Here is a 23,435-nt window from a genome sequence, read left to right as displayed (position 1 = left end):
GTATACGCTAGTGCGCTATGGTGATTTTTGGTAGCTGTGGCTTGCTCAGGGACATCTTCTGGGTAGGGGCGATCACTTTCGCCTCACCGGTCACAACCCGCTCATCGTTCTGGTTGCGGACATCGCAGGATAGGGTTACGCGGTTTTTGCGTTCCTTGGCCAGTACTGTCAATGTCACCGTCAGGGTGTCGTCCAGCTTTACCGGGCGCTTGAAAGCCAGGCTCTGTTCCAGGTATATGGTGCCGGGGCCCGGCATCACGGTGGCCAGGGCCGCGGAAATCAGTGAGCCGCTCCACATGCCATGGGCAATCCGCTCCTGGAACATGGAGTCGGCGGCAAACTCCGAATCCAGGTGGACCGGGTTCACATCTCCGGAGACAGCAGCGAACAACACCAGTTCGTCCTCGGTCAGTGTTTTCACATAGGTTGCGGAGTCGCCTTCCTGGAGTTCGTCGTAGGTGATGTTCTCAAGCGTGTCCAAAGTGTCGCTCATGATGGGCTCCAGTGTTGGTGTGATTAGGTTGGTGGCTGCAACCGCTACAGTTCTGCTTTGAAAACTACCTCATCGTTCACAAAACTGCTATTCTCTCCCGACTTTTCGAGGCTGATACTTTTGTCTGGTTGATTTTTTGACCAAAACGACATTGGTAAACATTATAAGCACAAATGCCAAACAGGAGATGGTGATGGATTTTGAGCAGTTCTATCAGGACAAATACCCCGCTGGCGTGTCCCTGAACGTAGACCTGGATAAATACAGTAGCATGGTTGACGTATTTGATCAGGCCGTGAACAAGTACGCTGACCGCCCCGCGTTCAGTGCCGTTGGCGCCACGCTCACCTATCGCGACCTGGACACCCAGAGCCGGAATTTTGCCGCCTGGCTGCAGAACAAGACCGACCTCAAGCCGGGCGACCGGATTGCGGTGCAAATGCCCAACGTGTCCCAGTACCCTGTCGTAGTGTTTGGGGCCATGCGCGCGGGCCTGATCGTGGTGAATACCAACCCGCTGTACACCACTCGCGAAATGGAACACCAGTTCAATGATTCCGGCGCCAAGGCGCTTGTAGTGCTGGCGAACATGGCCCATAACGCAGAGAAAGTGCTTCCTCATACCGGCATCGAGCATGTCATTGTTACCGAAATTGCCGACATGCATTCGCCGCTGAAGCGTACGCTGATGAACGCCGCCGTGAAGCACCTGAAGAAAATGGTGCCGGCATTCAGCCTGCCCCAGGCTCACAAACTCCCGGCGGTGCTCAGTGCAGGGGCCAGGGAAAAATTCTCGCCGGTGGAGTGCAAGAAAGACGACATCGCCGTTCTGCAGTACACCGGTGGCACCACCGGTGTGGCCAAGGGCGCGATGCTGACCCACGGCAATCTGGTCGCCAACCTCCTGCAGGCTCGGCCGATGATGGAAGATTCGGTGGAGGAAGGCACGGAAGTGGTTATTGCTCCGCTGCCGCTTTACCACATCTACTCGTTCACCCTGAACTGCGGCATCATGCTTGAAGCTGGCGCCCACAACGTTCTTATCCCGAACCCCCGTGATATCCCCGGATTTGTGAAAGAGCTCAAAAACCATCGCTTCACCGCATTCCTGGGGCTGAACACGCTGTTCGTGGCGCTGTGCAACAACGAAGAATTCAAGGCCCTGGATTTCAGTGCCCTGAAACTGACGTCGTCCGGCGGCATGGCGCTGACCAGCGACACCGCGAAGATGTGGCAGCGTGTTACAGGGTGTGAAATAAGTGAAGGTTACGGCATGACTGAAACCTCTCCGGTTGTCACCTTCAATCCGAACAGCGCGATCCAGCTTGGCACCATTGGCCTGCCGATTCCCGGCACCGAAATCAAAACCATCGACGACGACGGCAACGAAACGCCTCTTGGCGAGCCCGGCGAATTGTGTGTGAAGGGGCCACAGGTGATGCGCGGATACTGGCAGCGTCCGGAAGACACCCAGAAGTCCTTCACTGACGACGGTTTCCTGCAGACGGGTGACATTGCCCTTATCCAGGAAGATGGCTACATCCGCATCGTCGACCGCAAGAAGGACATGATTATCGTGTCTGGCTTCAACGTCTTCCCCAATGAGATAGAAGACGTGGTCAGTGGTCATCCGAAAGTGGTTGAGTGTGCCGCTGTCGGTGTTCCCGATGACAAGAGTGGAGAGGCGGTTAAGGTCTACCTGGTGGCAACCGCGGAAGGTGTTACTGAAAATGAACTGAAAGAGTTCTGCCGCGAACGCCTGACCGCTTACAAGGTACCCAAATCCTTCGTGTTCCGCGATGAACTGCCGAAGACCAACGTAGGCAAGATCCTGCGGCGCGAGCTGCGTGACGAAGCCAACAGCAAGTAACCGGTTCGTGCGGGCGGTTTAATCGCCCCGAACGGATGATGTGAACCCCGCCTCGGCGGGGTTTTTCCGTTTAATGAGGCGCGGGATATCGTTAGACTGTCGCCACGCCCGAAGCGAACCGGGTATCCAAGATCCAACAACGGTAAAACGGACCGATGACGCAAGCCCCCCCGGAACAGTCCACGAATACGCCAGACAGCAAGGCCGCCGTAAAAGCCATCATGGAGCAGCTGGATGCCTGCAACCAGTTGGAAGCCGCCCGTATTCACAAGTTGGTAGCCCGGAAAAAAGGGCGTCCGGGGCAAAAGGACCTGGAGAAGATGGCGCAATGGCTCGATCGGGGTCAGGCGCGTGTCACGGAACGCCAGGCATTGCATAAGCCGGCCACCTTTCCGTCATCGCTGCCAGTGTCTGAACGGGTCGATGACATCCGTGAGGCCATTGAACAGAACCAGGTGGTGATTATTGCCGGCGAAACCGGTTCCGGTAAGACCACCCAGATCCCCAAGATCTGCATGAACAGCGGTCGGGGTATTCGCGGGCTGATCGGCCACACCCAACCCCGCCGGATTGCCGCCCGTACCGTAGCCGGTCGTATTGCTGAAGAGCTTGGAGAGCAGACTGGCGGGCAGGTGGGGTATCAGGTACGTTTTACCGACACCACGTCCGACCAGTCGCGGGTCAAAGTCATGACCGATGGCATCCTGCTGTCGGAGGTCCAGCACGACCGGTTCCTGGATCGTTACGATACCCTGATTATTGATGAGGCCCACGAACGCAGCCTTAATATCGACTTTCTGATGGGCTACCTGCGGCAACTGTTGCCGAAACGGCCTGATCTGAAGGTCATCATCACCTCCGCCACCATCGAAGTGGAACGCTTTAGCGAGTTCTTTAGTGGCGCGCCGGTCATCGAAGTCAGCGGGCGAACCTATCCGGTAGATGTGCGTTACCGTCCTCTCACTGGCGATGAGGACGATCGGGACCAGGGTTGGACGGATGGCGTGCTGCGTGCGATGGAGGAAATCGAACAGCACGAACGTGCAGAAAAGCAGCCACCGGGCGACGTACTCGTATTCCTGCCCGGCGAGCGGGAAATTCGCAGCCTCAGCAAGGTACTGCGACACGCCGAGCTGCGCCATACCGAAGTTCTACCATTATATTCTCGGCTCAGTAACCAGGAACAGAACCGGATATTCCAGGGCCACCGGGGGCGTCGGATCGTGCTCTCCACCAACGTCGCGGAAACCTCCCTGACCGTGCCCGGCATACGCTATGTCGTCGACACCGGCGTGGCCCGTATCAGCCGTTACAGCGTACGTTCCAAAATCCAGCGCCTGCCCATTGAGCCGGTGTCCCAGGCCAGCGCCAATCAGCGTGCCGGGCGCTGTGGCCGGGTTGCTCCGGGGATTTGTTTCCGGCTTTACGACGAAACCGATTTCATCAACCGGCCCGAGTACACCGACCCGGAGATCCTGCGCACCAACCTAGCCTCAGTTATTCTGCAGATGACCACCTCGGGGCTTGGGGATATCCGCCATTTCCCGTTCCTGGAGCCACCGGACCGTCGCCTGATCAACGATGGCTACAAATTGCTCGAAGAGCTTGGAGCCGTTGATGACAAGCGCCGTCTGACAAACCTTGGCCGCACCATGGCACGCCTGCCGCTGGACCCAAGGCTGGCGCGCATGCTGGTGACCTCCTCGGAACAGGGCAGTCTGGCAGAAACGTTGGTGATCATTGCCGGTCTGAGCGTTCAGGACCCGAGAGAGCGCCCCCAGGACAAACAGCAGGCTGCCGATCAGGCCCACGCGCCGTTCAATGACAAGGAATCGGATTTCCTGACCTTGTTGAATATCTGGAATTTTTACGAGGAACAGCGCCAGGAACTGTCCCAGAATCAGCTGAAAAAGGTCTGCCAGAAGAGCTTTCTGTCGTGGATGCGGATGCGGGAGTGGCGCGACATTCACCGGCAACTGACGCTGATTTGCCGTGAGCAGAAACTGAAACTGAACAGAGATGCGGCCAGTTACGAGTCTTTGCACAAAGCCATTCTTGCGGGTTTGCTGGGCCAGGTGGCGGTGAAGCTTGAAAAGAAGGAGTATCTGGCCACCCGCAACCGTAAGGTCATGATCTTTCCGGGCTCAAAAGTGTCGAAAACCGGCCCGAAGTGGATTGTGGCGGCGGAAATTGTCGAAACCAGCCGCGTGTTTGCGCGGGTGGTGGCGAAGATTGAGCCGGAGTGGATCGAGCCCCTGGCCGGGCATGTGGTGAAGCATCACTTCTTCGAACCCCACTGGGAACAGAAACGTGGCCAGGTCATGGGCTATGAAAAGGTCAGTCTCTACGGCCTGGACATTATTGCCAAACGCCGTATTCCCTACAGTAAGGTGGACCCGGAGGAGTGTCGCAACCTGTTCATCCGCCGTGCCCTGGTGGAAGGCGACTACCAGTCCAAGGCGCCCTTTATTGCCCGTAACCGCGAACTGTTGGACACCGTTGAAAACCTGGAGCGCAAAACGCGGCGGCGGGACCTGTTGGTTGAGGACGAAGTGCTGGTGGCGTTTTATGACCAGCGGCTGCCAGCGGACATTGTTAGCGGCCGGCATTTCGAAAGCTGGTGGAAGCAGCTGAGTGCTGACCAGCTCCGTGACATGGAATTGACGGAGGCCGATATCCTCCAGCGCCCGGTGGATGAGCAGGCGGGCTCACTGTATCCGGACTACCTGGAGTGGGAAGGGGTGAGATATCCCCTGAGTTATGAGTTCGAACCCACCAGTGAGCGCGATGGCGTTACGCTCCAGGCACCGGTGATGGCCCTGAAACAGCTTCCGGCGCGGCGGCTTGAATGGCTTGTGCCGGGGCTCTTGAGGGAGAAGTGCATCGCACTGGTCAAAGGCCTTCCGAAGGCGTTGAGGCGCAACTTTGTGCCGGTACCGGATTTCGTGGATGCGGCTCTGGAAAACCTTCAGGCTTCAAACGAGCCATTGGCGCTGCAGCTGGGCGAACAGCTCCGGCGAATGACGGGTGTCAGGATTGACGCCGATGCCTGGCCACAGGAGGATCTGCCGAAGCACCTGAGAATGAATCTTCGGGTTGTTGATGATGCGGGCAAGCCCATCGCCGAGGGGCGGGAAACCGAAAAGCTGCAAAGCGAACTGGAAGGGCGGGCAGAAGCTGCGTTGTCTTCGGCAACCCGCAGGGAGCCCTCGACCGAGGCTGCGAGTGCGTCAACGCGATGGGATTTCGGGTCGTTGCCCGAATCTGTCAGGACCGAAAAAGGCGGTATGGAAGTCACCGTATACCCGGCATTGGAAGACACGGGGGATTCCGTGCGCCAGACACGGTTCCTGGACCGGCTTACGGCGGAGGATGCAACTCGCAAAGCGGTGGCGCGACTGATACTGATTCGGCTGGGCAATACGCTGGAGGACATCGAGCGGAAGTTGCCGAACTTCAAGTCATCGGCGTTGATGTTCGCGCCGGTGGGCAAAGCCCGGGTGTTGCTGGATGACCTGTTGCTGGCCACGGCGATGCAGCATTTTGTGCCCGATGACGTACCCCGGGACAACAACGCGTTCGAGAACGCGTTTAACGCCGGGAGGGCGGAATTCGTACCGGCACTTGAGCAGGCTGACGAGCGGCTACACCAGGCCATGACGGGCTATCATGGCGTGATGAAACAGCTCAAGGGCAAAATCAACCTCGCGCTCGCGAACAGTATGGCGGACTTGAAGTTTCAGCTGCAAAATCTTGTGTATCCGGGTTTTATTGTTGCCACGCCGCCGGAATGGCTTGCCCATTTTGGACGCTATTTCGAGGCCGCCAGCATCCGTTTTGAGAAAATGCCCAGGGAGCTCGGGCGGGAGCGGGAGTTCCTGCACACCATGGAGCCGCTCTGGTCCCGCTACGCCAGCAAACGCGATGAGCAGCAACGCCAGGGGGTAAGGGACCCGGAGCTATTGCTCTATCGCTGGATGCTTGAGGAATTTCGGGTCTCTTTCTTTGCACAACAGCTGGGCACGGCCGTGCCGGTATCGGTCAAGCGCCTCGACAGGCAGTGGGAGCAGACGCGCGTGTAAGCCGGTCACGTTTGCGGGCAAAACGTTTAGACTGTGTTAGTATTTGGTCAATATTGGTGCAGTTAGATTGTTTGTTTTTACAACTATGACGTGGGGTTAGCGTGATTAGAGCCGTTATCAGCGGGACCGGGTTGTACACACCGCCAGCAACCATTACCAACGAAGAACTGGTGGAGGCATTCAATGCCTTCGTCGAACTTCACAACGCACGTCATGCTGACGATATTGCCAGTGGCGATCTTGAGCCCCTGCAACCGTCTTCGTCCGCTTTTATTGAAAAAGCGTCCGGCATCAAGCGTCGCCACGTGATTGACAAGCAGGGCATACTCGACCCTGAACGGATGTGCCCGAACATACCGGACCGACCCAACGAAGAAGCCTCGGTGCAATGCGAGATGGCGCTGGCAGCCTGCGAAGAGGCTCTCAAACAGGCCGGCAAGACTGCGGCCGATGTTGATGCGGTTATTGTCGCCTGCTCTAACATGCAGCGCCCATATCCGGCTATATCTGTTGAGGTTCAGGACGCGTTGGGCATCGAGGGCTTTGCCTACGACATGAACGTGGCGTGCAGTTCCGCGACCTTTGGGCTGCAGGCGGCGGCAAACGCCGTAGAGAATGGCACGGCCAGGGCGGTGCTGGTGGTTAGTCCGGAAATCTGCTCCGGCCACCTGAATTTCCGTGACCGGGACAGCCACTTCATTTTTGGCGATGCCTGCACCGCCATCCTGGTGGAAAGAGACGCCGATGTTGCGGAAGGGCAGGGTTTTGAGGTTCTTGGAACCAGCCTGCTGACCAAGTACTCCAATAACATTCGCAACAACTTTGGTTTCCTGAATCGGGGAGATAAAGAGGGCATTAACAAGCCGGACAAGCTGTTCGTGCAACAGGGGCGCAAGGTGTTCAAGGAAGTGTCGCCGTTGGTGGCGGAAACGATCCTCAAACAGCTGTCCAGCCTGTCGTTGTCGCCAGATGACCTCAAGCGAATGTGGCTGCACCAGGCCAACCTGAATATGAACCAACTGATCGCCCGCAAGGTGTTGGGGCGCGACGCGGACACGAAAGAGGCGCCGGTCATTCTGGATGAGTACGCCAACACCAGCTCCGCTGGCTCGATCATTGCGTTCCACAAACACAAGGACGACTTTGGCGCTGGTGAACTGGGCGTGATCTGTTCGTTTGGTGCAGGCTATTCCATCGGCAGCGTTGTGGTTCGCCGCCGATAGGGTCTGGGGTGGCGATAGGCGGTCTTAACTGGCCGCCAACGCCCTGAGCTTGTCAGGCAGCGCCATCGACGTGCGTTTGGTGCGGTCAAACCAGACAATTTTCGCATAGCCTTCCGCGTAGAGTGTGCCTGTCTCGGTATCGGTCAGCGTATGATAGGTATCGAGGCTGGTATTGCCGGCTTTGTCGGCGTATGTTCTGACCTCAACCGTTGCCGGATGGGCCAGTTCCTTCAGAAAGGTGGCGCTGGTCTTTATAATGACCGGACCGTCGGGGTCGTTTTCCGCGCCCAGCTCCAGGGACGCCAGCCAGGTGATGCGGGCTTCCTCGAAAAAGCGGAAATAAACCGTATTGTTGGCATGGCCGTATGCGTCCATATCTCCCCAGCGCAAAGGCATGGAGAGTGTGCTAACCAGATTCCCGGGTACTGACATCGGGGCTACTCCTGAAGCAAGGGGTTAATAATAAAAAAGCAGAGCGCCGGTATTTTCGACGAACAGTAACAGTTTTAACAACCTCAGGTCTGACGATGAGAGACATTTTTTTCCGGCACCCAGCAATCGGCGCCCTGATTTTTATCTGCCTGTTTTCAGGCAATGCGGTCGCGCAAACCGTGCAGCCAGTCGATCCTGACATGGCAGAACGAAAGCTTGACGCCCCTCCGAGCGAGGTCGATCCCTATGAGGACTGGAACCGGAAGGTCTATGGCTTCAACGAAACCATCGACAACTGGTTCCTCCGCCCTGTTGCGAAAGGGTACCGCACCGTCATGCCAGGCTTTGCGGACCGTGCTGTCACCAATTTCTTCAACAACCTGACTGAAATACGTAACTTCGCCAACAGTATCTTCCAATTGAAGGGAGAGTCTGCCGTCGTGGCGGCGGGTAGGTTTACCTACAATTCGGTTTTTGGTCTGGGCGGGTTGATTGATGTGGCTACCATGTTCGATTTGCCTGAGCGTCCAGAAGACTTTGGCCAGACCTTGGGCTACTGGGGTACGGGCTCTGGACCTTACCTGATGCTGCCGTTTTTGGGGCCTTCGAATCCCCGGGACTTTGGTGGGTTTGTATCCGACAACCTGTTGTTGCCCTCAGCCTGGGACCTGGCTGAAACGCCGGATGTCTATTATGCGAGGGCGCTTCAGATTGTTGATAAGCGTGCCGATCTGATCCCTGCGGAAGGGTTCATCTCAGGTGACGGCTATACGTTCGTGAGAAACGCGTACCTGCAACGGCGGGCTTACCTGATCAATGATGGCAGAACCGTAGACGATCCATTTGCCAGCGATGACGATGAGGATTTGATGCTCGAGGATTTCTGACGCATCGAATCGGCTGGAACAACTGAGGTTTACCAGATGGTTGATGACCGTATCCGGAAATTCCGCAAGATGCTGGCGGAGGCGCCTAATTACGAAGTCTGGAAGGCTGCGGCGCTGGAGCTGGATTTCCTTGAGGGTAATGTGGAGTGGAAAGAGGAGTTTGGCTCCGATCTTTACCATTACGAGCTCATCTACGACCGGCTCAGCAACCTCCGCACCTACCGGCATCAGAATGATTTCGAGCGCCTGAAGCGTGCATTGAGAGAAGGGCTTCATCACGACCTGGGCAATATGGGCAATACGGCCCTGTATACCCGCTCCCGGGTTGGCACCAAGCATCTGATCGAGGAGTACATCACCCAGGTGTGCGAATCGCTGGATTTCCTGTGCGACACCAAGGTGCCGGGATTTCCAGTGGCCGAGAAGCTGCAGTTCTTCCGCGATACCCTGACCAGTTATGGCCGCCCGGCTTTGCTGCTCAGCGGCGGTGCCACGCTGGGCATGTTCCATTTCGGCGTTATAAAGGCACTCTGGGAAAAAGGGTTGTTGCCGCAGGTTATTGCCGGCTCCAGCATCGGCGCCATTATCGCTGGCATACTGGGTGTCCACAGCGATGCGGAAATACCGGACATGCTGGTGCCTGAAAACCACGACATGAGGGCCTGGAAATGGCGCGGGCTGTTCAGTGCCATCCGGGGTGACGGTCTGATGGATCAGGAGCAGTTAAAGGCGTGCCTGCGTGCCAATATCGGGGAATACACCTTTGAGGAGGCGTTCCAGAAGACCGGGCGTTCCATCAACGTCAGTGTGTCACCGGTCCAGACCCACCAGAAAGCCCGTTTGTTGTGTGGCTACACGTCACCCTATCTGTTGGTCTGGAGTGCCGTGCTGGCCAGCGCGGCAGTGCCGGGTATCTTCCCGCCGGTACCGCTGATGAAGAAGGACATTCAGGGCAACGTGCTGCCCTACATGTCGCGGCTGAAGTTCGTGGACGGGTCGGTGGTCAGCGACTTGCCCATCGAACGGCTGATGCACCTTTACGACGTGAACTTCACCATTGTCAGCCAGACCAACCCCCATGTGGTGCCTTTTCTGAACCGGCGAGGCCGGGATGAAAAGATCAATGTCGCCAATCTGCCGATGCACCTGCTGAAATCGGAAATCCAGTTCCATGGCCAGGGCCTGTTCGATTATCTGCGAAAACGCGTTCAGCCGGAAATGCTTCGGCAGGTAGCGGGCCAGATGTACACCATTATGGGACAGCGCTATTCCGGGGATGTCACCATCTCGCCGACGTATCGTCTTCGTGACTACCGTCGCATGTTATCCAACCCCGATCCGGCATGGGTCCGGGAGATGATATTGCAGGGCGAGCGTGCGACCTGGCCCAAGATTTCAATGATTCGCTCCCACGCCAGAATCTCCAAGACCCTGGAGCGATGCATTCGCCGCTTGAAATCCGAGCAGCGCCGCTCCACAGCTGAACTGAGACTGGTAAGCAATGCGGATTCCGGCACTTCATGAGATGACAGCCCCGGGAGCCGGGCGGTATGATACCGCGATAGCCGGGGAGCCCGATGGCGGCTCCCGCAAGCTCCGCCTGAGCACCTGACTGGACACGCATGTACTACGATTTCTTCGGTTTTCGGGAGCCCCCGTTTTCGATAGCCCCGGACCCCCGCTATCTGTATCTGAGCGAACGCCATAAAGAAGCGCTGGCGCATCTGATGTATGGCGTACAGGGGCAGGGCGGTTTTATCGTGATCACCGGAGAGGTCGGCACGGGCAAGACCACTGTCAGCCGCTGTTTCATCGAGAATGTGCCGGATCATGTAGACATTGCACTGATCCTCAATCCCAGGTTGTCTGCCCGTGAGCTGTTGTCATCCATCTGCGATGAGCTTGAGATTGCCCATCCGGTCGGATCATCCATCAAGGAACTGGTGGGACTGATCAACGATGACCTGCTCAAGGCCCATGCAGCGGGCCGCCATAAGGTTCTGATGATTGATGAAGCCCAGAACCTGTCCGCCGAAGTGCTTGAACAGCTCCGATTGCTGACCAATCTCGAAACCGCTGAGAAAAAACTGCTGCAGATTGTGTTGCTGGGACAACCTGAACTGCAGGAGATTCTGGGGCTACCAGAGCTCCGCCAGTTAAATCAGCGGGTAACGGCCCGTTATCACCTCGACGCCCTGGGTCGAGCAGAGATAGAGGCTTACCTGCGTTACCGGCTCAGCGTGGCAGGCCTCCGGGGCGAGATCTTTACTGATCGCGCGATCCGGGCTTTGTACCGCGCCAGCCATGGTGTACCGCGACTGATTAACCTGATCAGTGACCGTGCATTGCTGGGCGCCTACGCCGAAGGCGAGCACCAGATCACTGCTCCCCATATCCGTAACGCTGCCCGGGAAGTGAACGGCCAGAATCTGCCCAGGCGCGCTGGGCCGTCTCGAAAGTCCCATGCGCTGATGTTGGCTGCAGCCCTGCTGATGGCCATCATCATGACCACGTGGCTGTTCATAGGGCTTCCGGGGAGCGGTGGACCCGAGCCCGATGCTGTCGCCGAAAATCAGGGAAGGTCCCTTACTGGCGCCATCGAACGGGTCGAGCTGGATATGCCTGTTGTCGAGTTGTCGGAAAAGCTTCCCGAAGCCAGTGAGCAGACCAGTGACTCACGCGAGGAGGAACCACTGCCCGAATTTGAGTTCCCGGACCAGACCATCTCTTTGCCAGTGGCTTTTCGCGAGCTTTTTGAACTATGGGGGTTGGAATACCGCGCCTCGGAAAGCCCAGTGGCGTGTGAGTTTGCCGAGGGGCAGGGACTGCGTTGCCTGCAGAACAAGGGCGCACGCCGAAGTCTGGAGTTTCTGGACCGGCCGGCGATACTTCAGCTTCGCAACGGCAATGGGGACAGTCACTATGCGGTCCTGAGCGGCCTCCAGGATAATCGCGCCACTATCGAGCTCCCGAGTGGTCGCCGGGAGGTCACCTTCTCCAGCCTGGAGCCCTATTGGTTTGGCGAATTTACCGTACTTTGGGAAGCGCCTGCCTACACGTTGGGCGATGCGTCCGGTAGCGCTCAGGGTAATGAAAGGGTGGCCGAGCAGATCTGGATGGGCTCAAGAATGATGGAACTGGCCAGCCGATACGCCGAAAGCCGGCAGGAAGAGAGCCGCGTCAACCGTATGCCGATCGAAGAACAGGTCCGCTGGTACCAGCAGCAAAGAGGCCTGACGGTCGATGGCATTGCCGGTGCCATGACCATCATCCAGATGAATAACGACCTGGAATCCGCCGTGCCCCGGCTGACGTCCGGAAGGATGGTGAACTGACATGTCCTATATCCTTGATGCTCTCCGGAAATCCGAAACTGAAAGACGGCAGGGTCGGATTCCGGACCTTGGCCAGCAGGTACAGCTGATCCACAAACCACGGAAAAAATCGATTCCGATTCTGGTGTGGGTTGCGCTGGGCCTGGTGCTCAACGCGGCTGTATTGGCCTGGATCTTTTGGCCCCAGGGGCGTCAGGCTTCCCTGGCGGATCAGACAATCCCGTCGGCTGGCGTGGCTGCGCCCGCACCCACACCCACCGTTGAACCGGTTATAGTTGATGACAAGCCGGAACCTGCGGGCCAGGTATCGACGCCCGAACGTGTACAATCGCCGCCGACTAGTGACACGCTCGAGGGTGCTATCGAGATTCCAACACCGGGAGCGAATACCGACTCTCCAGCGGATGCGGTAGCGGAAACCGGTGACGAGAATGAGCGGGAGCGACCCACGGTGATTGTGCCCACGCCGCGAACGCCAAGTTCCGTCAATCCCAGCGAGCGGGACGGTGCCACCGCACAGACGGCGCCGCACCTTGTAGAGCTTCCACTTTCCTTCCAGAAAAGGGTGCCAGACCTGATTTTTAACAGCCATATCTATGCGTCCGAGCCGTCGGCCCGCCGGGTCATGATCAATGACAACTACCTGCGCCCCGGAGAGTCGTTTTCCGGTATCACCGTCGAACGGATTACCGAGGAAGGCGTGGAGCTGAGCATGAATGGCCGTCGCTTCCGGGTGGGTGTGGTTCGCAACTGGGTGAGCCCCGACTGATGGCACTCACCGAGGACGTCAAACAGCAGATTCAGCAGACCTACCGTGACGTGTTGGCCGGCAAGGACATCCGCGCCCGTTACGGCCAGCGCCTGATGATCGCCGAGATTGCCCGCTACATGGGCGAGATCACCGAGAATGACGGCCAGCGCACGTCACCAGCCGGCACCTGCGTGGTGGAGGCGGGCACAGGCACGGGCAAGACCCTGGCTTATCTGATTGCCGCCATTCCGGTGGCCCGTGCCCTTGGCAAGACACTGGTGATATCAACAGCGACCGTTGCCCTGCAGGATCAGATCGTCCACAAAGACCTTCCGGACCTGAAAAAGCACAGCAAACTGGATTTCACCTGGACCCTTGCCAAAGGTCGTGGCCGCTACTTGTGTATGTCTCGCCTCGAAGCTCGCCTGCATGACGAGGGTAACGGCGACAGCGATACCATGCCGCTGTTCCTGCTGGATGGGCCCGGCAAGGAAGAACCCGGCACCCGGGCCTATTTTGAAGACATGCTGGCCAGTTACGGGTCCCGGAAGTGGGACGGTGATCGCGACCATTGGCCGGATCAGATACCCGATGACATCTGGCGCCAGGTCACCACCGACCATCGTCAATGTACCAATCGCCACTGTAGCTATTTCGACAGCTGTGCCTTCTTCGACGCCCGAAAAGACCTCGATGATGCCGACATCGTGGTGGCCAACCACGACCTGGTGCTGGCAGACCTTGCCCTTGGCGGTGGTGCCATTCTGCCGGAGCCGGAAAATGCATTGTTTATCTTTGATGAGGCGCATCACCTGCCGGACAAGGCACTGAATCACTTTGCGGCGTCAGTGCCGCTGAATGCCACGCGGCAATGGCTCAAGCAGCTATCCCAGGCACTGGGAAAGATGCAGCCGTTCCTCACGCCCGGCACCCAGGCCGCGAAGACCATCGACAGGATCAGTTCCGCCTCCCGTGAAGTGGATATCTGTCTGACGAAGGTGTACGACGAGGCCGAACAGAATACCGGTTGGGAGTTCAATGAGGAGCGACGCTCCGCTCAGTGGCGATACCCGGAGGGCGAATTGCCCGAGCTGCTTGCAGGCCTGGCGGTGGAAACCCGGGTGGCGACGGCCACCCTGGTTCGCCAGCTTGGTGTGATGGTCGATGAATTACAGACGGCCTTCGATGAACGCAAGGCCAGCGATGTCGACCGCGATACTGCGGAATCCTGGTATCCGGTGATTGGATCGTTCCACAGCCGTGCTGAGGACCAACTGCGGTTGTGGGTCGCGTGGTGTGATAATCCGGGCCAACCGGCCAGTGAGCCGGCAGAAGGTGAGGAATCAGCGCCTGAGCCTAAGAAGCGGTCCGGGCCACCGGCCGCCCGTTGGTCGGTGCGACAGCGCTGGGAACACGCGGAAGACATTACGCTCTACAGTAGCCCGGTGCTGGCGGATAATCTGCTTTATTCCAGGCTCTGGTCGCGGGCCTATGGCGCTGTGTTGACCAGTGCAACCCTGACCGCCCTTGGGCGCTTTGATCGGCTCAAGGCCAGAGCAGGTTTGCCCGAAGCCAGCCGCTTCGTGGTGGTGCCCAGTTCCTTCCGCTATGGCGAAATGGCAACCGTGGAAGTACCGGCCATGACCGCCATGCCCACGGACGATAGCTTTACGGACCAGGTGGTGTCGCGGCTACCGGCCTTGTGGGCCGGGGAGAAGGCGACCCTGGTGTTGTTTACCTCCAGGCGCCAGATGCAGTTGGTGCGGGATGCCCTGGCGCCGGAATACCCGGATCTGATCACCACTCAGGACGATATGGCCAAGGGCGAGGTCCTGCGCCGCCATTGCAGCCGTGTAGATGAGGGGCTGCCCAGTGTGTTGTTCGGTGTGGCAAGTTTTGCAGAGGGCATTGACCTGCCTGGCAAGTACCTGAGCCATGTGGTGATTACCCGACTGCCGTTTTCGGTACCGGATGATCCCATCGAAGCCAGCCTGGCGGAATGGGTGACGCACCGCGGCGGTAACCCGTTCATGGAAATAACCGTACCCGACGCCTCCATCAAACTGGTGCAGGCCGTTGGTCGCCTGCTACGGACCGAGTCGGACACCGGCCGCGTCACCATCCTTGATCGTCGCATCATTGCCCGTCGATACGGGCAGTTGTTGTTGGACGCCTTACCGCCTTTCCGGCGAATCATAGAGCCCTGATCAATAGAGCCCTGATAAAAAGAGAGCCATAAAAAAAGAGCCAACCCATGTGGGTGGCTCTTATAGAGTGGGTCCTTATCGAACCCGGGCGTCGAAACAACGCGGAACAAGAAGTCTGAAGGCCTGAAGTTTCAGAAATCTTACCGAGGTTTCCCTCAGCGTTGGGAGCATAGTAAGGGAGGAGGGGGCGTATCCGGATCGTCCAAAGGGCGTAGTGGGCGTATAAAATTCGACAAAAGTGTGACGCGAGTCACAAAAGTTGCCCGAAAGACGGCTTCAGTGAGTCAAGAGTCAGGCCAGTAGCCGAAGTTCCCTTGCTTTTGCCAACGCCTCGGTGCGGGATCCGACTGCAAGCTTGCCGTAAAGGTTGCGAATGTGGGCTTTTACGGTGGTAGGCGCCACCCCCATCGTGTTTGCGATGTCCTTGTTGGCGAGGCCCTGATTGATGAGATCCAGCACTTCCAGTTCCCGCTGACTCAGGGGTTCGGGGAGATCTGTGTTGCCCGGGGCCGCCTGCGTATCCCTCTGCGAGTCTTCCGGCTCTGTTTCAGCGGTTTCTGCCTCTGCCAGTTCCGAGAGCATGGCTGTGACCCGGCTGTTCCAGCGGCCCGGCGCCTTGAGAACCGGCAGCGCTCTACACAGCTGGCGGATGGTAGGACTCTCCTCCGCAAGCAGGCGCATGAATCCGGCCTCTGATGCCCGCTGGACGGCCTGGGCCAGCATCTGTTCCGCTTCTATCGTTTTACCTTCGGCGAACAGCGCTTCGCTGTAGACCAACTGGATTTCCACCAGATGGCGGTAGTGCTGATCCTGCTCTGCGCTGAGTCGGAGGGGGGCCAAAGTTGCCATGGCGTCGCCCGGGCGGCCCAGCGCCACCTGAACACGGGCGATGCTGATTTGGTTCTGTTCCCGGTTCAGCGGATTGGTGAACCGGTCAGTGCTCACCTGTTGCACCCATTTTTTCGCCAGATCCAGATGACCGGTGGCGAGATAGCAACGAGCCAGCATGGCGGAGCATGCTGGAGGCTCGAACAGGATGTGGTCCCGCCGACGTCTTGCAACGCTGGCGGCATCTTCCAGTGCTTCCATCGCTTCCTGGTAGCGCCCTTCACTGAAGGCCAGGTGGCCACGCACGTACTGGATAACCACGTGCTGCCCCGGTTCGGTGCCATTGTTGACATGGTCCAGCAGCGGGGCCAGGTAGGAGGCGGCCAACTGGGGTTCGTTTCGCTCCCGGTAAATCTCGATCAGGGCGCTGTTTTGCCAGCATGAAATCAACATGGGCTGGCGAGGGTCGCTGTGGTGCTGGTCGACCCATTGCCGCACACGGGTGCAGGTATCCAGGGCTTCGTCGATATCTCCGCGATTGTACTGAATCCAGGCAAGCAGGCCGCCGCTTGAGAGTACGGTACTGGGTTTGCGCTCCAGTTCCCCATAACGTACAGCGGAGGTCAGGGCGTCCTCGGCGGCTGCCAGGTCCCCCTTACCGTAATAGTCCAGTCCGACTCCGTAATAGGTCACGGATTTCAAGGGGATGCGGGTGTGGTCAATGTCACGCAATACCTGCTGGGTCAGGTCGCTGGCGCTTTTATCGTCGCTTTTCGATCGCGCCAGATAAGAGCGGATCAGTGAAATCTCACTCTGCAGACCCAGGGCGCCCTCGGCATCGGGGTGGGAATCGGCCACCTGTTTGTCGAGCATGTCTTCCAGTTCGCCCAGGAGGGGCTCCAGCACGTCTACCCGGTTGGCGAAAAACAGCGCCCACACTCTCAGCATCAACAGTTGTGGGCTGTCCTGCAGAGTGTTGGCGGGCAGGGAATCCAGCCAGCTCAGCACCGGAAGATGAAAACCGCCGTGGATCAGGTTGTTGCCGTGTTCAGCCAGTACCTTTGCGAGCCAGGGCCAGTCCTGATGCTGGACAATCTGGGAAATGCCTTCCTGAACGTGGCCATGGACCAGTAACCAGTGGACTGCTCGCTGCCATTGCTTTTCGGTATCTTCCGGTTTGAACTGTCTCACCCGTTGTAACAGCGCGTCCCGGAACAGGTCGTGATAACGGAACCATTCATTGTGGGTATCCAGCGGGATCAGGAACAGATTTTCACGCAGCAGCTGTTCCAGCAGGACCTGACTGTTGGTGGTGCCGCGAACGGCGTCGCAGAGTGAGGCACACAGCCGGGGACAGCAGGCGGTGTCGAGCAGGAAGTCGCGCACCGGCGCAGGTTGCTGCTCCAGCACCTCTGTCAGCACATAATCACTGATGCGGCGCTCGTCCAAATCGATGCGTTGGTGACCCGTTCCAGGTTTTTGATCGTCAATGCTGCCGCCGGAAAGCGCGGACAATTGCATAGCGGCAACCCAACCCTCGGTTTTACTGCAGATCCTGCGAATTTCCTGCTCGGAGAGTTCGAGCCCCATGGTGTCGTGGAAGAAGCGCTGGCATTCCTCCTCGGAGAATGCCAGCAGCCCCGGGTGTATGTCCTCCACCCAGCGGCGCACCCGCCAGCGTGAAAGCGGCAGGGCTGGTTCGGTGCGGGATGCCAGGGTCACCAGGACCCCTGGCGGCAGGTAGTCCATGAAATATGACACCTGGCGCTGTAATTGTGGGTCGCGGATAAAATGATAGTCGTCCAGGACTAGCGACCAGGGTGCGCCATCGGCGGCGAGAACGTTAATCAGCCCGGTAATGGGGCCTTCCAGTTCCTGGAGGCTGCAATGGCTGAGTTGTTGACGGCATTGCTCCAGACCTGCGAGGCCATTGTGTTCAAACGCCCCCACCACGTACTGCCAGAATCGGCGGGGCTCGTCATCATGCTCATCCAGGGATAGCCAGGCAACGGTAGACGGTGACTGGGAGCACCATTGGCTGACCAGTGTGGTCTTGCCAAAACCCGCTGGTGCCACCACCAGATTCAACCGCTTGGCACCGTCCGGCTGCAGCAGGGCGCTCAGGCGATCCCGTTGTACCGAACGGGGATCCGCGGTTGGTCTGAGGAATTTGGTGGTTAACAGCATCGTTTCCCTGAATGCCCGTAAATGGCAAGTGTCCCGTATGGTTAATTCGTTGACCTACTGCGTGACGCTGCGGCCTCTGGCCAAGGCGTCAGTCCGCAGGTGTGGTGGTTCCACATCAAGGGCTGGCAACACGGGCCAGAGGCCGCAGCGTCTCGCCCTTCGGGAGCCACTGAGGGTCTTGATAGCCGCGTTGCGCTGGTTCGATTTGGAGCCACCAAACCTTCACCATCGCGCCTAGCTCTCAAGACCCTCAGTGGCTCAGTAGGTTAACGAATTAACCAGACGGGACACCAGATAACGGATTGTGTGCTTTGTCACAGTTAAGTCAAGGGCCGCAAAGACAAATGACGCTGTCGTCATGCTGCGTTCTGGCGTTTTTGGTCTAAACTGTGTTGGAAGGGATTCTGTATACTCAATAAGAATGAAAAATCACGTTTTTATGCGTATTCTTCTAATAAGAGCAGCGTATACATGCCCGGTCTGTACCGGGCCTTATGGGGAGCGACAGGGTAGATGAAATTACAACAGTTGCGCTATATCTGGGAAGTTGCGCACCATGATCTCAACGTATCCGCCACTGCCCAGAGTCTTTTTACTTCACAGCCGGGAATATCCAAGCAGATCCGTCTTCTGGAAGACGAACTGGGCCTGGAAGTGTTTGCCCGCAGCGGCAAACACCTCACCCGTATCACACCGGGCGGCGAGATCATCATCCGTGAGGCCGGTGAGATACTGCGCCGTGTGGAAGGTATCAAGAAGATTGCGCAGGAGTTCAGTAACCAGCGCAAGGGCGACCTGAGCATTGCCACCACCCATACCCAGGCCCGCTATGCGCTACCGCCGATCATTCAGGGCTTTATCGAGTCCTACCCCGAGGTGTCCCTGCACATGCACCAGGGAACTCCCATGCAGATTTCAGAAATGGCCGCCAATGGCGCGGTGGATTTTGCCATTGCCACCGAGGCCATGGAGTTGTTCAACGACCTGATCATGATGCCGTGCTACAAATGGAACCGGAGCATCATTGTGCCGAAAGATCACCCTTTGGCGCAGAAATCCGAACTGACGTTGCCGGATCTTGCCGAATTTCCGCTGGTCACCTACGTGTTTGGCTTTACCGGCCGTTCGAAGCTGGACGAGGCGTTCCAGGCTCACGGATTGACCCCAAAAGTGGTGTTTACCGCCGCCGATGCCGATGTGATCAAGACGTATGTGCGGCTGGGTCTTGGGGTTGGCATCATCGCCAGCATGGCGTTCGACGAGCAGAATGACCCCGATCTTGTCTGCCTGGACGCCAGTCAACTCTTCCGTCCGAGCGTGACCCGGATTGGCTTCCGCAAGGGGACGTTCCTGCGCGGTTATATGTACGATTTCATCCAGCGATTTGCACCACACCTGACCCGTGAGCGGGTGGATGAGGCCGTGACTCACCAGGGCAGCAGGGCGGAGATCGAGGAACTGTTCAACGACATCGATCTACCGACCTACTGACGGCCCGGGAAAGATTATTCGCGGGCAATCAGGTTTCCGGCGTGTAGGCCACATTCCTTCTGCGTGGCTTCTTCCCACCACCAGCGGCCCTCGCGCTCGTGCTGTCCTGGCAGGATAGGGCGTGTGCAGGGTTCGCAGCCAATGCTGACAAAGCCCTTTTCGTGCAGTTTGTTGTAGGGGGCTTCCGTCATACGGATATAGTCCCAGACTTCCTTCGAGCTCCAGTTCGCCAGCGGATTAAACTTTACCAGCGTTTTCTCGTCCGTAGAGAAGGCGTCGTCAATCTGTACCACAGGCACGTCATTGCGGGTACCGGGGCTCTGGTCCTTGCGCTGGCCGGTAATCCACGCATCAACCGTGGCCAGTTTTCGCCGTAACGGATTGACCTTGCGGATACCGCAGCATTCGCCATGGCCGTCTTCATAGAAACTGAACATGCCCTTGCGGGTGACCAGATCCTGCACTTCCGCAGCATCGGGGAACATCACCTCAATGTTAATGCCATAGTGCTCGCGGACCCGATCAATGAACTGATAGGTTTCCGGATGAAGGCGCGCCGTATCCAGGGTGAATACCTGAAGGTTGTCGGTCAGCTTATGGGCCAACTCAATCAGTGCGACGTCTTCCGCACCGCTGAAGGAAATGGCAATGTTGTCGTACTTCGCCAGAGCGGCCTTGAGGATGGCCCTGGGGCTCGCGCCTTCAAGCTCGGCCTGTAACTGTGCAATGTCCGTCATTTGAAAGGATCACCTGGAGTGTAAATGTGTGATAAATCTACCATTAACCGGCAACAGTCTGAAGGAATGGGGGAGTATATCGTTATAGCCGCACAGATGTACGATGCATTCCGCCCCGGTTTTTCTTATCATACCGCCTGATTCCAATCCCCGGCGGCCTTCGCCGGGCTGACCAGCGTTCAACTATCAGGAGACCATTGTGGAACTCGCGTGCCTTGACCTTGAAGGAGTATTGATCCCGGAAATCTGGATCGCGTTTGCGGAAAAAACCGGCATTGAGGAGCTCAAGGCGACCACCCGCGACATTCCGGATTACGACGTACTGATGCAGCAGCGCCTGAAACTGCTGGACCAACACGGCTATGGCCTGCCGCAGATCCAGGAAGTGATCGGCGAGCTGGACCCACTGCCTGGCGCACGGGAGTTCCTGGATTGGCTGCGGGAGCGGTTCCAGGTGGTGATTCTTTCCGACACCTTCTATGAATTCGCCATGCCGCTGATGGCCAAGCTGGGCTATCCGGCACTGCTGTGCCACAAGCTGGAAGTAAACGAAGACGGCAGGATTACCGATTATCTGCTACGCCAGCGTGACCCCAAGCGTCAGTCAGTGCGTGCCTTCCAACTGCTGAACTACCGTGTTATTGCGGCGGGTGATTCCTACAACGACACCACCATGCTGGGCCAGGCGGAAGCGGGCATCCTGTTTCACGCGCCGCAGAACGTGATTGAGGAGTTCCCCCAGTTCCCGGCGGTACATACGTTTGAAGAGCTTAAGGGCGAGTTTCTGAAGGCCAGCGCCATCCATAACGGATAGCGCGGACAAGAGGCCGGGGCAAGCTCTTTGTCCTGGCTTTTCCTCCTTTGCAATTTGCTCTCTATAACGCTTCCAGCACGCTCATCAGCTTCTGAACCTTGTCCACGGATTCCCGGTACTCATCATCCGGGTCTGAATCCGCGACGATGCCACATCCCGCCCAGCAGTGAATCTTTCCTTCTGAATCCGTCATCAGGGTTCGGATTGCGATATTGCTCTCCAGGTTATTGGAAAAATCCCAACGGAAGACCGAGCCGCAGTAGGGCCCGCGACGATGTGGTTCCAGGTCGTCGATGATCTCCATCGCCCTGCGTTTGGGTGCACCCGTGATAGAGCCCCCGGGGAAGGCAGAGAGAAGGGCTTTTAACGGTGTGTTCTCTGGTTGCAGCCGGCCTTCCACCGTGCTGACCAGTTGATGGACGTTTTCATAGCTCTCGATACTGAAAAGCTGTGGCACCGTGACGGAAAACGGCTCGCAGAATCGCGACAGGTCGTTGCGAATCAAGTCCACGATCATCAGGTTTTCGGCCCGGTCCTTTTCAGCGGCGGCCAGGGATTCGGCGATCCGCTGGTCGTTCGCCGGCGAGTTCAGATCCCGGGGCCGGGTACCCTTGATGGGTTTGCTGATGACCCTGTTGCCATCTTCAATACTCAGGAACAGCTCTGGTGAAATGCTGAGGACCTGATAGGAACCAGCGTTGATGTACGCAGCGTGGGGGACCGGAACGGCCTGGCACAAAGCTCGGAACGCTGTGTACGGCTCGCCCTGGTAGCCGCCGGTGTACTTGTTGGACAGGTTGACCTGATAGCAGTCCCCGGCATGGATATAGCTAAGCACCCGGGATACGCCATTGCGGTAGTGTTCGGCGGGTTGGTCGGCTGTAAATCCCGGGCTGATGTGAAAAGGAGTAGGGCGCGTCGGCTTTTCGCCGGTGAGGTTCAGCACCCGTTCACGGGTTCTATCGTCACACTCGGGATGAAAGTCGAGCCTGGGCGAATTGGCACCCGAAACATCCAGTGTCAGTTGCCAGAGGTAGAGCCCGACATAGCCATAGTCCCCCGCGCTGGCATCGCCGGAGAATCCCGGCACCGTGTGGTTTCCAGCTTCGTAGAACAGCGTGCCCATGATGCCGCCAGCCAATTCCCGGCCCTGCTCTTGGGCCAGTCCCGCCCACGCCTGCTCCAGCTCTTCCGCCAGGCATGAAAAGGCGAGTGCATCTTTGGGTATCGGCCAATGCTTTATCGGGAACGCCGTAATGATCCGCCGTTGCCTGCCGGCGTCGGTGTAGTCGATAAACCCATGTTGGCTGCTGATCTGTGAAACGAGGCGTTCTGCCTCTTTCGCACTTAATGTTTTCACGATGTTACATACTTAACAAAATCTTGCATGGGTTCACGGTAGCCTGTGCGGCAAGTCACCTGATTTCGGGCTTGGGAAGGCTTGGGCCGGTGCATTCTAAACAATAATCCTAAGGGCAGTAACCAGTATGAAGACTTGTAACGGCATTGGTAAGCGATTTGTTTTGGCTATGATCGCAGGGTTTGCGTTTTCCACAGCAGTGTTGGCGCAGGATGCGATTGATCGGGAGGACCATGTGCTGTCGGATGGCAAGCTGGACGACAAAGATCTGGCGGCGGTCGTCGCGGTTGCGCAGCGACACCTCACGGAACTGACCGACTCGGTGGTTAAAAACGCCGGTACAGAACTTGAGGAAGCCGGCATTTTCCGTCCAATGGCGTTCATGGTGATGAAGTCCGACAAGGTCCAGCAAATGAGGCTGGAGGAAAAGGCTGAAGAAGCACCGGGGCAGGTCAAGGTACTGATGTATCGCGCAGGTCTGAAATCGATTGCCCGCCGCGGGGAAATCCATGCGTCTGCGATCGCATACCCAGGCAGCGTTGAGAAAGATGGAGAAACCATCCGTGCGCTGGTTCTTGAACACGAACATCGTCTTGGCATCTCGGGTTTCAAGCTAATCCCCATCAACCTTGAGAACGGAAAAGCCAGCTTTGGAAAACCAATGTCGCAGGAAAAGCCGTTCCAGATTTTTTACGACGACAAGGGTGAGGGAGATTCTTCAACTAGCTGATATTAAAG

General features: G+C 57.7%; 16 protein-coding genes. 11 read left to right on the top strand and 5 right to left on the bottom strand.

Going from position 1 to position 23,435, the window contains the following annotated elements; translation table 11 throughout:
• Positions 1-7 precede the first annotated feature (7 nt).
• Entirely contained in the window at positions 8-493 is a 486-nt protein-coding gene (locus AAGD24_RS11460; RefSeq protein ID WP_036205454.1) for a MaoC/PaaZ C-terminal domain-containing protein, read from the bottom strand.
• A gap of 193 nt (positions 494-686) precedes the next feature.
• Between AAGD24_RS11460 and AAGD24_RS11455 the strand changes: the two genes are divergently transcribed.
• The 3 genes from AAGD24_RS11455 to AAGD24_RS11445 all read left to right on the top strand — a co-directional run bounded on the left by AAGD24_RS11455 (position 687) and on the right by AAGD24_RS11445 (position 7,668).
• On the top strand, positions 687-2,363 hold the full coding sequence (locus AAGD24_RS11455) for a long-chain fatty acid--CoA ligase (protein WP_091641125.1): 1,677 nt from the start codon (positions 687-689) through the stop codon (positions 2,361-2,363).
• Between the two features lie 155 nt (positions 2,364-2,518).
• Positions 2,519-6,445 carry an ATP-dependent RNA helicase HrpA gene (gene hrpA, locus AAGD24_RS11450; protein WP_379865143.1) on the top strand — a complete coding sequence of 1,309 codons (3,927 nt, stop codon included), beginning with the start codon at positions 2,519-2,521 and terminating at the stop codon, positions 6,443-6,445.
• 101 nt (positions 6,446-6,546) lie between these two features.
• Positions 6,547-7,668 carry a beta-ketoacyl-ACP synthase III gene (locus AAGD24_RS11445; protein WP_036205456.1) on the top strand — a complete coding sequence of 374 codons (1,122 nt, stop codon included), beginning with the start codon at positions 6,547-6,549 and terminating at the stop codon, positions 7,666-7,668.
• A gap of 24 nt (positions 7,669-7,692) precedes the next feature.
• Here the strand turns inward: AAGD24_RS11445 and AAGD24_RS11440 are convergent, their stop codons facing one another.
• The gene (locus tag AAGD24_RS11440; RefSeq protein WP_075195252.1) at positions 7,693-8,100 is read right to left on the bottom strand and encodes a thioesterase family protein; all 408 of its coding nucleotides are present in this window, start codon (positions 8,098-8,100) and stop codon (positions 7,693-7,695) included.
• A 95-nt stretch (positions 8,101-8,195) separates the two neighbouring features.
• On the opposite strand from AAGD24_RS11440, the gene AAGD24_RS11435 reads away from it, so the two are divergent.
• The 5 genes from AAGD24_RS11435 to dinG all read left to right on the top strand — a co-directional run bounded on the left by AAGD24_RS11435 (position 8,196) and on the right by dinG (position 15,280).
• Complete coding sequence (locus AAGD24_RS11435) at positions 8,196-8,987, top strand: VacJ family lipoprotein (RefSeq protein ID WP_379865141.1); 792 nt, start codon at positions 8,196-8,198, stop codon at positions 8,985-8,987.
• 36 nt (positions 8,988-9,023) lie between these two features.
• Positions 9,024-10,511, top strand: a complete 1,488-nt coding sequence (locus AAGD24_RS11430; protein ID WP_036205459.1) for a DUF3336 domain-containing protein — start codon at positions 9,024-9,026, stop codon at positions 10,509-10,511.
• 98 nt (positions 10,512-10,609) lie between these two features.
• Entirely contained in the window at positions 10,610-12,322 is a 1,713-nt protein-coding gene (locus AAGD24_RS11425) for an AAA family ATPase (protein WP_379865139.1), read from the top strand.
• A 1-nt stretch (position 12,323) separates the two neighbouring features.
• The gene (locus tag AAGD24_RS11420) at positions 12,324-13,091 is read left to right on the top strand and encodes a general secretion pathway protein GspB (protein WP_379865138.1); all 768 of its coding nucleotides are present in this window, start codon (positions 12,324-12,326) and stop codon (positions 13,089-13,091) included.
• Complete coding sequence (gene dinG / locus AAGD24_RS11415) at positions 13,091-15,280, top strand: ATP-dependent DNA helicase DinG (RefSeq protein WP_036205462.1); 2,190 nt, start codon at positions 13,091-13,093, stop codon at positions 15,278-15,280. The genes AAGD24_RS11420 and dinG overlap by 1 nt, the downstream gene beginning before the upstream one ends.
• 291 nt (positions 15,281-15,571) lie before the next feature.
• Here the strand turns inward: dinG and AAGD24_RS11410 are convergent, their stop codons facing one another.
• A complete protein-coding gene (locus tag AAGD24_RS11410) occupies positions 15,572-18,295 on the bottom strand; it encodes a LuxR C-terminal-related transcriptional regulator (protein ID WP_379865136.1) in 2,724 nt (907 codons plus the stop codon).
• A gap of 513 nt (positions 18,296-18,808) precedes the next feature.
• Between AAGD24_RS11410 and cysB the strand changes: the two genes are divergently transcribed.
• Positions 18,809-19,786 carry an HTH-type transcriptional regulator CysB gene (gene cysB, locus AAGD24_RS11405; RefSeq protein WP_036205465.1) on the top strand — a complete coding sequence of 326 codons (978 nt, stop codon included), beginning with the start codon at positions 18,809-18,811 and terminating at the stop codon, positions 19,784-19,786.
• A gap of 14 nt (positions 19,787-19,800) precedes the next feature.
• On the opposite strand, the gene AAGD24_RS11400 is transcribed toward cysB, so the two are convergent.
• Positions 19,801-20,523 carry a phosphoadenylyl-sulfate reductase gene (locus tag AAGD24_RS11400; protein WP_007152588.1) on the bottom strand — a complete coding sequence of 241 codons (723 nt, stop codon included), beginning with the start codon at positions 20,521-20,523 and terminating at the stop codon, positions 19,801-19,803.
• Between the two features lie 199 nt (positions 20,524-20,722).
• Between AAGD24_RS11400 and thrH the strand changes: the two genes are divergently transcribed.
• Positions 20,723-21,337: a bifunctional phosphoserine phosphatase/homoserine phosphotransferase ThrH gene (gene thrH / locus AAGD24_RS11395; protein ID WP_085680526.1), complete on the top strand. Its 615-nt coding sequence runs from the start codon at positions 20,723-20,725 to the stop codon at positions 21,335-21,337.
• A 61-nt stretch (positions 21,338-21,398) separates the two neighbouring features.
• Here thrH and pabB read toward each other — a convergent pair whose 3' ends face one another.
• Positions 21,399-22,697 carry an aminodeoxychorismate synthase component I gene (gene pabB, locus AAGD24_RS11390; protein WP_379865134.1) on the bottom strand — a complete coding sequence of 433 codons (1,299 nt, stop codon included), beginning with the start codon at positions 22,695-22,697 and terminating at the stop codon, positions 21,399-21,401.
• A 127-nt stretch (positions 22,698-22,824) separates the two neighbouring features.
• Here pabB and AAGD24_RS11385 point away from each other — a divergent pair, with 127 nt between their 5' ends.
• Complete coding sequence (locus tag AAGD24_RS11385; protein WP_151982305.1) at positions 22,825-23,427, top strand: hypothetical protein; 603 nt, start codon at positions 22,825-22,827, stop codon at positions 23,425-23,427.
• The last annotated feature ends 8 nt before the right edge of the window (positions 23,428-23,435 follow it).

Source organism: Marinobacter sp. M5B, from assembly GCF_042604615.1.
Classification (GTDB): domain Bacteria; phylum Pseudomonadota; class Gammaproteobacteria; order Pseudomonadales; family Oleiphilaceae; genus Marinobacter; species Marinobacter salarius.
This window is presented reverse-complemented; position numbering and strand designations above follow the sequence as displayed.